This window comes from Cystobacter fuscus DSM 2262 (genome assembly GCF_000335475.2).
GTDB lineage: Bacteria > Myxococcota > Myxococcia > Myxococcales > Myxococcaceae > Cystobacter > Cystobacter fuscus.
The window spans coordinates 266,041-279,925 of the sequence record NZ_ANAH02000005.1; the positions used below are offsets into that span (position 1 = coordinate 266,041).

Consider the following 13,885-nt stretch of genomic DNA (forward strand, 5'->3'; position numbering starts at 1 on the left):
CTCGCGGGTGGGCAAGGCGCGTTCCACAAGCCACGCGCTCCCGCCCAGCGAGCAGGTTCATCCCCTGGCGGAGGATCTGGACCTCGTCCCTCCGGAAGAGGTCATCCGCCGTTTGCATCGAGAAGACGTGGCCGCTGTCCGAGCGGTCCGCCCCGCGTTGCGCGGCATGGCGCGCGTGGCACGTTCCGTGGCCGACGCCCTCCACGCAGGAGGCCGTCTGGTCTACGTGGGAGCGGGAACCAGCGGGCGACTGGGCGTGCTCGACGCGAGTGAGTGTCCCCCCACCTTCGGGACGTCCCCCAGCCAGGTCCAGGCGGTGATCGCCGGAGGCCCCCGGGCGATGACGCGCGCGGTGGAGGGCGCCGAGGACGATGCCGAGGCGGGCGCCCGCACCATGCGCCGCCTGCGCGTGGGCCCGAGCGACGTGGTGTGTGGCATCTCCGCGAGCGCGCGCACCCCCTTCGTTCGCGGCGCGCTCCAGGAGGCACGACGGCGCGGCGCGCACACGGTGCTGGTGTGTTGTGGCCCGCCAGGTCCTGGAATGGAGGCGGACGAGGTGTTGCTGGCCCAGACGGGACCGGAGCTCGTCGCGGGCAGTACGCGGCTCAAGGCGGGCACGGCGACGAAGCTGATCCTCAACGCCCTCACCACCACGGCCTTCGTGACGCTGGGCAAGGTGTACCGCGGGCGCATGGTGGACATGCGCCCGGGCAACACGAAGCTGCGTGCCCGGGCGGCGCGGATGGTGGCGGAGCTGACGGACCTCACGCTGCCCGCGGCCCAGCGACTGCTCGAGCGGGCCGGCCACGAGGTGAAGGTCGCGCTGGCGATGCACTTCGCGGGAGTGTCCGCGGAGCAAGCCAGGCGCCGCCTGAAACACTCCGGCCTGCGCGACTTGAGCGCTCGAGGGCCGACGAAGGCGCCCGCTCGCAAGCCACGCGCCCGGCGCGCCTAGCGCATCGCCCGGAAATACACATCACGCACGGCGCCAGGAGCATCCGCGTGTTGACTCTCCGCGCCGACTCTCCGCGCCGAGGGCGCCGTGCGTCATGGGCAGACGCTTCGCGTGCTTGACAAGCCAAAGAGGCCGACAGTAAGAACGACGGGGGTTTGGTGCCTGTGCGTTTCGTGTGAATGGGTTCGAGCTTCCAAACCCTTGCACGAGAGGGCACTCCGGAACGGATGTCCGCGTGACATTCATTGTCTTCACCTGACACGCACCAGCCGTCGTTCCGTCACGGGTGCGCGCTCACGTCCTCGAGGTTCCCGCCGCCGTGAACACCGTTCGTTATCCCGATGGCAACGTGCTCTTGCGCAACCTCGCGCGAGATTTTCCCGTCATCTCCCATGGCCAGGGCGTCTACCTGTTCGACAAACAGGGCAAGCGCTACCTGGACGGCTCGGGCGGGGCGCTGGTGGTCAGCGTGGGCCACGGCAACCGCGAGGTGGCCGACCGCATCCACGAGCAGCTGCTCCGGGTGGCCTACGTCAACGGCACGCACTTCACCGCGGACGTGACGGAAGCGCTGGCCTCGAAGCTGTGCGCGCTCGCGCCCGAGGGCCTCGACCGGGCGGCCTTCCTCAGCTCCGGCTCCGAGGTGACGGAGGCCGCGGTCAAGTTCGCGCGCCAGCTCTGGGTCGAGCGCGGTGAGCCCCAGCGATCCAAGGTCATCACCCGCATGCCGGGCTACCACGGCAACACCCTCTACGCCCTGTCCATGTCGGGGCGGCCCCACTACAAGAAGTTCTTCGGGCCCCTGCTCTCCGAGGTCGTCACCACGCCCGCGCCCTACCCCTACCGCTCGGGCCTCGCGGACTACGCGCGCGACGGGGCCGAGCACTACGCGCGGCTGCTGGAGGAGACCATCGAGCGCGAGGGCGCCTCCACCATCGCCGCCTTCATCGCCGAGCCCGTCATCGGCTCCTCGGCGGGCGCGTCCGTGCCGCCGCCGGGCTATTTCGAGCGCGTGTCGGAGATCTGCCGCCGCCACGGCATCCTCACCATCGCCGACGAGGTCATGTGCGGCTGTGGCCGCACGGGTCAGTTCTTCGCGAGCACCCAGTTCCAGTTCCAGCCGGACGTGCTCGTGCTGGGCAAGGGCATCAGCGGCGGCTACGTGCCGCTGAGCGCGCTGCTCGTGCGCCAGAGCCACCTCGAGGAGATGCGTCAGGGCTCGGGCGGCTTCATGCACGCGCAGACCTACCTGCAGGCCCCCGTCATGACGGCCGCGGGGCTCGCGGTGCTGGACTACTACGAGCGGCATGGCCTGGTGGCGCACGCCGCGCGCGTGGGCGAGTACCTGCAACGCCGCCTGCGCGAGGTGCTGCTGCCCCTGCCCCACGTGGGCTCCATCCAGGGCGTGGGCCTGATGGCGGGCGTGGAGTTCGTGGAGGACAAGGCCAGCAAGCGGCCCTTCCCCCGCGGACGCAAGGTGGTGGAGGGGCTGCTCTCCGAGCTGTTCGCCCAGGGCCTCATCCTCTGGCCCAACACCGGCCATGCCGATGGAACCAACGGAGATCTGGTGATGATTGGCCCGCCGCTCGTCATCACTGAGTCGGAAGTGGACGAGCTGGTGGAACTGCTCGCCCGGGGAATCAACCGCTACATGGAGAGGCTATGAGCTTTCGCATCACCTATTCCGTCCTCGATGCCGACCTGTCGCAACTGCATGCCGAGTTCGACAAGGCCCTCTCAGCCGTGCGCGGAAAGCTGGGCGCCGAGCACCCCTCCTTCATCTCCGGCGAGCCCTGGCGGGGAGGAGACCTGCTGGACAGCCGCAACCCGGCCAACCAGGAGCTGCTCGGCCGCTTCCACCGCACGCCCCTGTCCGAGGTGGACCGGGTGGTGCGCGTGTCGCGCGAGGCGCAGAAGAAGTGGGGCGCCACGCCCTGGCAGGAGCGCGCGCGCATCCTCAAGCGCGCCGCGGACCTCATCTCCGAGCGCCGCATGGAGCTGGCGGCCATCATGACGCTCGAGGTGGGCAAGACGCGGCTGGAGTCGCTCGGGGACGTGGAGGAGTCCGCGGACCTGATGCGCTACTACGCGGGCCAGCTCGAGGAGGCCGAGGGCTTCGTCAAGCCGCTCGCGCGCCTGTCCCCCAAGGAAGACACCCGGAGCGTGCTGCGGCCCTACGGCGTGTTCGTGGTCATCTCCCCCTTCAACTTCCCGGTCGCGCTCGCGGCGGGCATGAGCGCGGGCGTGCTGCTCGGGGGCAACACCGTCATCCTCAAGCCCAGCGAGGAGACGCCCTGGTGCGCCGAGGGCCTCTACCAGGCGCTGCATGACGCGGGGCTGCCCCCGGGCGTGTTCCAGCTCGTGCACGGCGAGGGTGAGTCCCTCGGCGCCGCGCTCGTGTCCCACCCGGGCATCGACGGCGTCAACTTCACCGGCAGCCAGCCGGTGGGCATGGAGATCCACCGGCGCCTCACCGCCCAGTCCGTGCGCCCCTGCTTCCTGGAGCTGGGTGGGAAGAACCCGGCCATCGTCTGCCGTGACGCGGACCTGGAGGCGGCCATCGAGGGGTGCTACCGCTCGGCGTTCGGGCTCTCCGGCCAGAAGTGCAGTGCCCTGTCGCGCATCTACGTGCACGAGGACCTCAAGCGCGACTTCATCGCGGGGCTGGCGGAGAAGGCGCGCGCCACCCGCGCGGCCGACCCGAGCCTCGCCTCCACCTACCTGGGCCCGGTCATCAACGACGCCTCGGTGAAGCGCTTCGAGCGCGCGGTGGCCGAGGCCCGCCAGGGCGGCACCGTGCACGCGGGCGGAGGACGGCCCCAGCTCGACGGGGCGCTCGCCCAGGGCCACTTCGTGGAGGCCACCGTGGTGGAGGTGCCCCACGGCCACCGGCTGATGCGCGACGAGCTCTTCCTGCCCTTCGTGGGCGTCACGGGCTTCCGGACGCTGGATGAGGCGCTGGGCATGGCCAATGACTGCATCTATGGCCTGACCGCCGGCGTCTTCAGCCGCAAGCCCGAGGACGTGGAAGCCTTCATGGATCGCGCCGAGGCGGGCGTGCTCTATGCCAACCGCCGCACCGGCGCCACCACGGGCGCCTGGCCCGGCGTGCAGTCCTTCTGCGGTTGGAAGGCCAGCGGCGGCTCCGGCAAGGGCGGCTGCGGTCCCTATTACGTCTCGCAATTCATGCGCGAGCAATCCCAGACCCGGATGGGCTGAGACGACATTCCCATGAGCAATCTCTATCCCGAAATCAAGGTCGCGCCCCCGGGCCCCAAGGCCCAGGCCGTCATCGAGCAGGACAAGCAATTCACCTCGCCTTCCTACATCAAGGAATACCCCCTGGTGGTGGACCGGGGCGAGGGGCCCTGGGTGTACGACGTGGATGGCAACCGGTACCTGGACTTCATGGCGGGCATCGCCGTGACGTCCACGGGCCATGCCCATCCTCAGGTCGTGCGCGCCATCCAGGAGTCCGCCGCGCGCTTCCTCCACATCTGCGGCACCGACTTCTATTACGACTCGTTCGCCAAGCTGTGCGCGAAGCTCGCCAGCTACCTGCCGGGCATGGGCCCCAAGAAGGTCTTCCTGACCAACTCGGGCACCGAGGCCGTGGAGGGCGCGCTCAAGCTGGCGCGCTACCACACCCGCCGCCAGTATGTGATTGCCTTCAAGGGCGGCTTCCACGGCCGCACCTACGGCGCCATCTCGCTCAATTCCTCCAAGGTGGCCCAGAAGGCGTTCTTCGGGCCCCTGGTGCCGGGCGTCATCCACATCCCCTACGCCTACCCGTACCGCTGTCCCCGCGGGTGCGCGCCCAATGCCTGTGACGAGTCGTGCAACTGCGCCCAGGTGCTGGAGAACGACTGGTTCATCAACCACGTGGATCCGCGCGAGGTCGCCGCCGTCTTCATCGAGCCCATCCTCGGCGAGGGCGGCTACGTGGTCCCCCCCAAGAGCTTCCTCCAGGAGCTGCGCCGCATCTGCGACAAGCACGGCATCCTGCTCGTCTTCGATGAGATCCAGTCCGGCATCGGCCGCACCGGCCACATGTTCGCCGCGGAGCACTTCGGGGTGATGCCCGACATCGTCCTGTCCGCCAAGGGCATCGCCTCGGGCATGCCCCTGGGCGCCATCATCGCCAAGGAGAGCGTGATGACCTGGCCCCGGGGCTCGCACGGCAGCACCTACGGCGGCAACCCGGTGTGCTGCGCCGCGGCGCTCGCCACGCTGGACGTGGTCGAGGGCCTCATGGAGAACGTGCGCACCACGGGCGACGTGCTCCTCAAGGGGCTCAAGGATCTCCAGAAGCGCTTCCCCACCCTGGGCGACGTGCGCGGCGTGGGCCTCATGGTCGGCGCCGAGTTCGTCCACCCCCAGACGCGCGAGCCCGCGAGCGCCTACGTGGGCGACCTGGAACAGCTCGCCTTCCAGAAGGGCCTGCTCCTGCTGTCGTGTGGCAAGTCCACCATCCGCTTCGCCCCGCCGCTGGTCGTCGGCCCGCACGAGGTGAACGTGATGCTGCGCATCCTCGAGGAGTGCCTCACCCTCCTCGATGACAAGCACCAGATGCGCGCCAAACCGCCGCTCGACGAGAAGATCTGAGGGCCCCGTCCATGTCCACGAACAAGCTCTGCTCGATGAAGGAGGCCATCTCCGCCTCCGTCAAGAATGGCAGCTCCCTCATCATCGACGGTTTCACCCACCTCATCTGCTTCGCGGCGGGACATGAAATCATCCGGCAGGGCATCAAGGACCTGACGGCCATCCGGCTCACGCCCGACCTCGTCTATGATCAGCTCATCGAGGCCGGGTGCGTGAAGAAGCTCGTCTTCAGCTGGGCGGGCAACCCGGGCGTGGGCAGCCTCCACGCCCTGCGCCGCCGCGGCGAGGCCAGCTCGCCCCAGCGCCTGGAGCTGGACGAGTACTCGCACTTCGGCCTGCTCTCGCGCTTCCTCGCCGCGAGCGCCGGCCTGCCCTTCTGGCCCCTCAACAACTACTTCGGCGGGGACATCGCCCAGGCCAACCCCGCCATCAAGACGGTGCAGTGCCCGTACACGGGCCAGACGCTCGCCACCGTCCCCGCGCTCCACCCCGACGTGGCCATCATCCACTGCCAGCGCGCGGACGCGGAGGGCAACGCCCAGGTGTGGGGCCTGCTCGGCTCGCAGAAGGAAGTGGCCTTCGCCGCGCGCAAGGTCATCGTCGTGGCCGAGCAGATCGTCCCCACCGAGGTCATCCGCCGGGATCCCAACCGCACCGTGGTCCCCGGCATCATCGTGAGCCACGTGGTGCACGAGCCCTGGGGCTGCCACCCGAGCTTCGTGCAAGGCTTCTACGACCGCGACAATGATTTCTACGTGAAGTGGGAGGACATTTCGCGCCAGCCGGAAACCTATCAGGCCTACCTCCAGGAGTTCGTCTACGGGGTCAAGGACAGACAGGAATACTTGAAGAAGCTCGAGTCGGGCCTGCTCGACAAGCTCCGGGCCAAGCCGCGCATGAGCGAGGGGGTGGACTATGGCTACTGAAACCCAGACAGGCGCCAGCGCGTCCGAGCGCATGGCGCACCGGGCCTCGCAGGAGCTGCACGACGGCAACGTGGTGTTCGTGGGCATCGGCCTGCCCAACCTCGCCTGCAACCTCGCGCGGGCCACACACGCCCCCGGCCTGTTCATGATCTACGAGTCCGGCGCCGTGGGGGCCATCCCCGAGCGGCTGCCGGTGTCCATCGGGGACCCGTCCCTGGTGACGGACTCGCTCGCGGTGGTGAGCCAGGCGGACATCTTCCAGTGCCTGTTGCAGCGCGGGCACATCGAGGTGGGCTTCCTCGGCGGCGCTCAGGTGGACAAGTGGGGCAACATCAACACCACGGTCATCGGCGACTACGCCAACCCCAAGGTGCGCCTGCCCGGCAGCGGCGGCGCGTGTGAGATCGCCGTCCACGCGAAGCGGTTGCTCATCATCATGCGTATGAGCAAGCGCACCTTCGTGGAGCGCTGTGACTTCGTGACGAGCCCCGGCCATCGCATGAATGGCAAGAGCCGCGCGGAGCTGGGCATGCCTGGAGGGGGGCCGACCTGCCTCATCACCGACCTGGGCGTGATGGAGTTCGACGCCACGGGCGAGGCGGTGCTCACCGAGGTGTACCCGGGCGTCACCCCGGAAGCGGCCCAGGCCGCCTGCGGTTGGAAGTTGAAGGTGTCGGACACGCTGAAGACGGCGTCCGTCCCCGATGACGCAACGTTGCGACTGCTGCGCGAGCGGCTGGATCCGCAACGGCTGTACCTCTAGACCCTCCCAAGGGAGCCAGGGCCCCATGTCCGAAGCCTTCATCGTCGACGCCGTCCGCACCCCCATTGGCCGCTACCGGGGAGCCCTCAAGGGCTTCCGCCCGGATGACCTCGCGGGCCACGTGCTGCGCGAGCTGGTCAAGCGCCAGCGCCTGGACCCCGCCCAGGTGGACGAGGTGTTCCTCGGTTGCGCCAACCAGGCGGGCGAGGACAACCGCAACGTCGCTCGCATGGCGCTGCTGCTCGCCGGGCTGCCCACGAGCGTGCCCGGCGTGACGGTCAACCGCCTGTGCGCCAGCGGACTGGAGGCCATCATCCAGGGCAGCCGGATGATCCGCCTGGGTGAGGCGGACATCGTCCTCGCCGGAGGCGTGGAGTCCATGACCCGCGCCCCCTGGTCCATGCCCAAGCCCGAGGACGGCTTCCCCTCGGGCAAGTTCGAGGGCTGGGACACCGCGCTCGGCTGGCGCTACCCCAACCCGAAGCTCGCGGCGCTCTTCCCCCTGGAGCAGATGGGCGAGACGGCCGAGAACGTGGCCGCGCGCTACAACGTCTCGCGCGAGGATCAGGATCGCTTCGCCCTGGGCTCGCACCAGAAGTCCGTCATCGCCCAGAAGGAGGGCCGGTTCGCCGACGAGCTCGTCGCGGTGGAGCAGCCCCAGCGCAAGGGCCCCGCCCTGCGCGTGGACGCCGACGAGGGCCCCCGCGCGGACACCTCCCTGGAGAAGCTCGCCTCGCTCAAGGCCGCCTTCCGCGAGGGCGGCAGCGTGACGGCGGGCAACTCCTCCACGCTCAATGACGGCGCTTCCGCGGTGCTGCTGATGAGCGAGCGGGCCCTGAAGGCCTCCGGGGCCACGCCCCTGGCGCGCTGCGCGAGCAATGCCAGCGCCGGCGTGGATCCCCAGTACATGGGCGTGGGCCCCATCCCCGCCACGGCCAGGGCCCTGGCGCGCGTGGGCTGGAAGGCGGAAGAGCTGGATCTGACGGAGCTGAACGAGGCCTTCGCGGCCCAGGCGCTCGCGTGCATCCGGGAGCTGGGATTGGCCCCCGAGCGCGTCAACGTCAACGGCGGCGGCATCGCCCTGGGCCATCCCCTGGGCTCGAGCGGCGCGCGCATCGTCACCACCCTGGTGCACGAGATGAAGCGGCGCGGCGCGAAGCGGGGACTTGCCACGCTCTGTGTTGGCGTCGGACAGGGACTCGCCCTCACCCTGGAGCGCTGACGGGATCGGCTCGCGCGGGAGAGCCGCGTCACTGGGGCAACCCTCGCTGTTTGCTGCAAGAGGGCTCCGGGGGAAAAGAAAACCCCTGGAGCTTCGCGGCAGGTGTGGAGGCAGGCGCCGAGTGATGACGTACGCTGGCGATGGTGATTCCCGGCGGGCTGGCGGTCGAGGAGAACTTCAAGGAGAGCGAGTTGCTCACGACGGGGGAGGGCCTGACGCTGCTGGCCAATGAGGCGCGGCTGGCCTCGCTAGCAGCCCTGGCGTGCGGGGGGCGGTGAGCAATGTGCGGGCGATCTTCGCGCAGCGATAGCCCGGCGCCCCCGGTTACCGATGGCGCATCGGTTGTTGCTCCTCGGCCCACCTTCGGACTGGGCGGACGGCGGTCCAACAGGCGGAGCCTCGGCGTGCGTCGAACTATCGTGGAGCCCATGATTTAGATGTGCGGTATCTCTGGGGCCCATGATGGGTGGTCATGGCCTCGGAGAGAGAGGGAGATGAAACCTCAGGAGCGCTACCGACTGGAGAAGGCTCCTCTCGGCACGGGAGGATATGCCTCAGTTTTTCGTGCCACTCACAAGGAAACGGGTCAGGTCGTAGCGCTCAAACGGCTGAAGCAGCGCGATTCAGAGAGCCTCATCCGGCTCAAACGCGAGATCGATGTCCTGCGCAAGCTCAAGCACGAGCACATCATGCCCTTGCTGGATTCCAGTCCCCTAGACAACTGGTACACGATGCCCCTGGCCGAGGGAACACTCGCGGATTTGAGAGGACAATTGGATGAGAATGAGTTGCTGAGCGCGATTCAACACGCCGCGATGGGACTGGCCTTCGCCCATGAGCTTGACTTCGTCCACCGGGATGTCACGCCATGGAACATCCTCGCCCTGCGGGACTCCTCGGGAAAACGGCGTTGGGTGATAGCGGATTGGGGACTGGTTCGCAGACCTCGCGGGCAAACCAGTCGCAGGGTGACGCGGGATGCGCTGGGAACCGAGGGCTACCTCGCGCCGGAATCATGGAAGGACGGGCATGCGGCGGACGCACGTGCCGACATCTACGGCCTGGGCCGCGTCGTCGCGTGGGCCGTGACTGGTGAGAGGCTCATTCCCAACATCCAGCTCGTTCCTGAAGGATTCTGGAAGAACTTCGTCCAGCGCACCACGGAGTTGGAACTCGACCGACGTCCGAAGAGCATGGTCGAGGCGTTGGAGCTGTTGCGCGAACTCGGGGCGGAATCCGTTCCGTTGCAGGTGCTCGTGTGGAAGGAAGACGAGCAGAAGCGAACGGTGACCTCATGGATGCAACTTGAGAGCGGGGCACTCCAGAGTTTGGGGGAGACGGCTGGGCTCTTGTTCTCCGAAGGAGAACAACTCTGGAAGTGGCGTGTATCGATGCGCGACGTCCAATTCCCAGTACTCACCAGCTCCGAGTCTCCCGAACCGGTCCGGAAGACGGCTCTGGGCCGATGGCTTCAGCAGATTCGCGAGCGCATGCACCCCAGGGTGGACGTCACCGAGCCTGGCCTGCTTCGCTGGGAAAAGGGAGTCATCGAGGACGCACATCTTGACGATGTCCTACGAGGATACTCCCGACAGCTTTCGCCGTTGGAGCCGTACGGCCAGCTCGATCCCCTCCAGACGGGTCTTGAGCGGACGACCCAAGTCATTTCCAGCCTGGGCCGGCTCCTCTTCATCACCGCCCGGGAATGGACGTTGTTCTCCGGGGCGGCTCACGGCAACACGGTTTTCGACTTCTATGTCTACGACGCCGTATTGGCGATGCGAGTCGAGATGCTGTCAGCCCAGGCACTGGAGCCTTTGTTCCGCGAAGAGCGGGACATGGCATTCAAACTCTTGCAGGAGCTCGAAACTTCCCCGGGGGGGGATGAGTTTTCCCCCGATGACATCTCCCTGACGCTCTATCGGCCCTTCTACGACGAGTCAGGCAAGCTGAAGCTGGAATTGCAGTTCACGTCTTGGACCGCCTATGGCGCTTCGGATGGCGCGTGGTCGTCCTACACTCATTCAGTCCAACTCACGAGCGCGCGAATACCCGACGCCCTTCATGAGTTCGTGTCACCTCCTGAATCGCTCGGTGCCTATCTCGCTGCGAAGCAAGAAGCGGGCAGGAGGGGCTGGAGCACGGTGGGCGTCAGTCCGGCGGCGAGGAAGTGGCTGGAGGACTCATTCGCGCGCAGGTGACCCGGCCCCAGGTGTCTGTCAGACGACTCGTCAGGGTCGGGCAACGAATCCTTTGATACTTCCCTGGCTCTCGGAGGCGGTCCTGCAGCCCACGCGTGGTATTTCGCCGGCCTGAGCGTACGAAAGCGAAACGCCGCGGTCTTCTCGAACCGCGGCGCTTCATTGCTCCATCAGGACGTGTCAGGGGCCGCGCCTAAGGTGCGCCGGGATTCCTCTTTCGCCCCCGGTGGGGCACGACAGGAGCGGATGATGCGACGACACGGAAATGATGTGGGCTCGGAGGCAATCAGCCGGCGCGGTGTGCTCATGGGGGCCGGGGCGCTCGGCGTGGCGGCGCTGGCGGGATGTGGCCGCACAGGGACACGAGGTGGCTCGGACACGTCGGGATTCTCCCAGGCGGGACTCGAACGCCTGCATACGGCCATGGCCGCCCATGTGGAGCAGGGCGAGCTGCCGGGAGTCGTGACACTGCTCGCCCGAGGCGACGAGGTGCACGCGGACGCGCTCGGTACCCTGTCCTTCGGCGACACGACCCCCATGCGGCGGGACACGATCTTCCGCATCGCATCGATGAGCAAGCCCATCGCGGGCGCCGCGGCGATGCTCCTGGTGGAGGAAGGCAAGCTGCGCCTCGACGAGCCCGTGGACCGGCTGCTGCCGGAACTCGCCAACCGCCGGGTGCTCAAACGCCCCGATGGCCCCATCGAAGACACCGTGCCCGCCCTGCGGCCCATCCTGGTGAGCGATCTGCTGACGCTGCGCCTGGGGACGGGCGCCATCATGACGCCGGGCGACTACCCCATCGTCCAGGCGATGAACGAGCGAGGCGTGGGCGTGGGTGCCGAGCTGCCCACGACTCCGAACGCGGACGCCTGGCTCCAGGCCTTGGGCTCGCTGCCGCTGATCCATCAGCCAGGTGAGGTCTGGATGTATGACACCGGCATCACCGTCCTCGGCGCGCTGCTCGCGCGGGCCTCGGGCCAGCCCCTGGAGACGTTCCTCCGCGAGCGCTTCTTCGAGCCGCTGGGCATGAAGGACACGGGGTTCAGCGTGCCGGCCGACAAGCTCGAGCGGCTGCCCACGACCTACTTCCGCAATCCCGAGACGAAGGAGTTCATCGTCTTCGATCCGCCGGGCAAGGACAGCCGCTTCAGCCAGCCACCGGGGTTTCCGTCCGCTGCCGGGGGTCTGGTCTCCACGGCCGACGACTACCTCGCCTTCGCCCGGATGATGCTGAACCGGGGCGCGTTCCCCGGTGGGCGCATCCTCTCGGAGCGCTCGGTGGAACTCATGACCACCGACCACCTCACGCCCGAGCAGAAGGCCGTGTCGCCCTTCAGCCCGGGCTTCTGGGACAAGCACGGCTGGGGCTACGCCGTGTCCGTCATCACCCGGCACGAGCCCGGAGATCCCCGAGGGTTCGGCTGGGATGGCGGCTACGGCACGTCCTGCTACTGGGACCCCGAGACCGGACTGATCGGCATCCTGCTGACGCAGCGGACGATGGATTCGCCCACCGCGCCCGCGGCGTTCGTGGACTTCTGGCGCTCGGCCTACGAGGCGATCCAGGGCCAGTCACGAACCTGATACGCAGCGCGTCCAGCGACGGTGTCAAAGAATTCGGATCGCTGGACGTAAGTTCCTACGAATCGTCTGACACCCTTCTCGGAGCCCGGTTAGAAGCGGGGGCGCGAGCTGACGGACGGGGCCGAGGGCATGGACGGCCAGCCCCCGCTCCAGACGATGTTGTCCACGAGCATCACGCGCCCGGTGTGGGCCGCGTTCCACGCGTGATAGACCATGGCCGAGCCACCCGTGGGGCTGGTCACCACCGAGCCGTGTCCGGGGCCCTCCCAGCCCGGCACCGTCTTGAGGATGGGGGCGCCAAGCTTCGTATAGGGGCCCAGGGGGCTCGTCGCGCGCGCCACGCCAATGGCATACGTGCCGTTGTAGTAGGCGTTGCCGCTGTAGAAGAGATAGTAGTAGCCGTCGCGCGCCACCATCCACGGGGCCTCGACGACGCCGCCCTCCCAGGACAGATCATTGGTGATGAGCTGCGCGCGGGTGCCGACGAGCGACAGACCATCCGCCGAGAGCTGCTGGCCGTAGATGGGCGTCTTCTTGCCCACCGCGTTCCCATCCGCCTTCCACACGAGGTAGGGCGTGCCATTGCTGGCCTTCAGGACCGTGGCGTCGATCATCCCCATGCTCGTGTCGTTGATGAGCGGGCGGCCCAGGTCGGTGTAGGGGCCGAGGGGGTTCGTCGCCGTGGCGGCGCCAATCGACAGCGCGCCATTGGTGTGGCGCGCGGTGAAGTAGGCGATGTAGCGCGAGCCCACCTTGTGGATCTCCGGCGCCCAGAAGTCTCCCTTGGCCCACGTGGGTTTGGTCGTGGACGAGAAGATGGTGCCCGCGGACGTCCACGTCACGAGGTCCGTCGAGGTGCGCAGCGCATAGTTTCCGCCCGTACAGGCGGCGATGTACCGGTTGCCGTCCTGGATGACGCCCGGATCCGGGCAGTCGGTGGCCACCACCGGGTTCTGGTAGAGGCCGCCACAGCCCGAGTACATGAACGACATGCCGCACGCGTTCGAGCCCGTGAAGTAGGGCTTCCAGCCATTGGAGAGCACCGCGTAGGAATTGGGGCTCTGGTTGGTGCACGAGCGGTCCCAGAACACCCGCCCGCCCGCGTTGTCATACTGGTTCGTGCCGGAGTGGATCCACGACGCGTTGTAGGTGATGCGCGTGGTGCACGCGGGCTCGCCCGCGCACGTCGAGTCGAAGGCCATCACGCACGCGTTGTTGCCGGTGAAGTACGGCTTCCAGCCATTGGAGAGCACCGCATAGGAGTTGCTGCCCTCGTTGATGCAGGTGCCATCCCACGTCACCTGCCCATCCACCGTGTCCTCCATGCTCGTGCGGCCCGGGTGGATCCACGCGTCGCCGTAGGTGATGCGGGTCGTACACGCCGCGAGTTCCGCCGGGGCGGAGGTGAGCGGCTCCCGCGCCGCCCCCTCTTCGCCCTCACCGCCTCCACAGCCCGGCATCACCGCCATCGTCGCCCCCACCAGCGTGAGGGATGCAGCCCATTTATAGGTTTTCATGGTAAACAGGAATATACACGAATTACCTGGATGAACCAGGATGAAAGAATGGACAGGGGCGGACGCCCCCTGGCGGGTCCTGCCGCGAGGGCAACACTGCCCTGCCCGC

11 protein-coding genes are annotated in these 13,885 nt (G+C 67.9%); 10 read left to right on the forward strand and 1 reads right to left on the reverse strand.

The window, feature by feature from the left end; all coding sequences use genetic code 11:
- Positions 1-7: 7 nt before the first annotated feature.
- The 10 genes from D187_RS08690 to D187_RS08730 all read left to right on the forward strand — a co-directional run bounded on the left by D187_RS08690 (position 8) and on the right by D187_RS08730 (position 12,259).
- Positions 8-955: an N-acetylmuramic acid 6-phosphate etherase gene (locus D187_RS08690; RefSeq protein WP_002623525.1), complete on the forward strand. Its 948-nt coding sequence runs from the start codon at positions 8-10 to the stop codon at positions 953-955.
- A 319-nt stretch (positions 956-1,274) separates the two neighbouring features.
- Positions 1,275-2,621, forward strand: a complete 1,347-nt coding sequence (locus tag D187_RS08695; protein ID WP_020917883.1) for an aminotransferase family protein — start codon at positions 1,275-1,277, stop codon at positions 2,619-2,621.
- Positions 2,618-4,174: an aldehyde dehydrogenase family protein gene (locus D187_RS08700; protein WP_002623522.1), complete on the forward strand. Its 1,557-nt coding sequence runs from the start codon at positions 2,618-2,620 to the stop codon at positions 4,172-4,174. Before D187_RS08695 ends, D187_RS08700 begins: the two co-directional genes overlap by 4 nt.
- A 12-nt stretch (positions 4,175-4,186) precedes the next feature.
- Positions 4,187-5,560, forward strand: a complete 1,374-nt coding sequence (locus D187_RS08705) for an acetyl ornithine aminotransferase family protein (RefSeq protein ID WP_002623520.1) — start codon at positions 4,187-4,189, stop codon at positions 5,558-5,560.
- Between the two features lie 11 nt (positions 5,561-5,571).
- Positions 5,572-6,486, forward strand: coding sequence for a CoA transferase subunit A (locus tag D187_RS08710; RefSeq protein WP_002623518.1), 915 nt, complete (start codon positions 5,572-5,574; stop codon positions 6,484-6,486).
- On the forward strand, positions 6,476-7,249 hold the full coding sequence (locus D187_RS08715; protein ID WP_245591651.1) for a CoA-transferase subunit beta: 774 nt from the start codon (positions 6,476-6,478) through the stop codon (positions 7,247-7,249). The genes D187_RS08710 and D187_RS08715 overlap by 11 nt, the downstream gene beginning before the upstream one ends.
- A gap of 25 nt (positions 7,250-7,274) precedes the next feature.
- Entirely contained in the window at positions 7,275-8,471 is a 1,197-nt protein-coding gene (locus tag D187_RS08720) for a thiolase family protein (protein WP_002623514.1), read from the forward strand.
- Between the two features lie 140 nt (positions 8,472-8,611).
- A complete protein-coding gene (locus D187_RS54895) occupies positions 8,612-8,749 on the forward strand; it encodes a hypothetical protein (protein ID WP_002623512.1) in 138 nt (45 codons plus the stop codon).
- Positions 8,750-8,965: 216 nt separating this feature from the next.
- Entirely contained in the window at positions 8,966-10,672 is a 1,707-nt protein-coding gene (locus D187_RS49645) for a serine/threonine-protein kinase (protein ID WP_002623511.1), read from the forward strand.
- 246 nt (positions 10,673-10,918) lie between these two features.
- Positions 10,919-12,259: a serine hydrolase domain-containing protein gene (locus D187_RS08730; RefSeq protein ID WP_211241478.1), complete on the forward strand. Its 1,341-nt coding sequence runs from the start codon at positions 10,919-10,921 to the stop codon at positions 12,257-12,259.
- 89 nt (positions 12,260-12,348) lie between these two features.
- Here D187_RS08730 and D187_RS08735 read toward each other — a convergent pair whose 3' ends face one another.
- The gene (locus D187_RS08735) at positions 12,349-13,776 is read right to left on the reverse strand and encodes a glycoside hydrolase family 43 protein (protein ID WP_002623508.1); all 1,428 of its coding nucleotides are present in this window, start codon (positions 13,774-13,776) and stop codon (positions 12,349-12,351) included.
- Between the last annotated feature and the right edge of the window lie 109 nt (positions 13,777-13,885).

Coding starts and splice junctions, on each gene's coding strand:
- D187_RS08700 (WP_002623522.1), top strand. CDS start 2,618: ATGAGCTTTCGCATCACCTATTCCGTCCTCGATGCCGACCTGTCGCAA.
- D187_RS08705 (WP_002623520.1), top strand. CDS start 4,187: ATGAGCAATCTCTATCCCGAAATCAAGGTCGCGCCCCCGGGCCCCAAG.
- D187_RS08710 (WP_002623518.1), top strand. CDS start 5,572: ATGTCCACGAACAAGCTCTGCTCGATGAAGGAGGCCATCTCCGCCTCC.
- D187_RS08715 (WP_245591651.1), top strand. CDS start 6,476: ATGGCTACTGAAACCCAGACAGGCGCCAGCGCGTCCGAGCGCATGGCG.
- D187_RS08720 (WP_002623514.1), top strand. CDS start 7,275: ATGTCCGAAGCCTTCATCGTCGACGCCGTCCGCACCCCCATTGGCCGC.
- D187_RS54895 (WP_002623512.1), top strand. CDS start 8,612: ATGGTGATTCCCGGCGGGCTGGCGGTCGAGGAGAACTTCAAGGAGAGC.
- D187_RS49645 (WP_002623511.1), top strand. CDS start 8,966: ATGAAACCTCAGGAGCGCTACCGACTGGAGAAGGCTCCTCTCGGCACG.
- D187_RS08730 (WP_211241478.1), top strand. CDS start 10,919: ATGATGCGACGACACGGAAATGATGTGGGCTCGGAGGCAATCAGCCGG.
- D187_RS08735 (WP_002623508.1), bottom strand. CDS start 13,776: ATGAAAACCTATAAATGGGCTGCATCCCTCACGCTGGTGGGGGCGACG.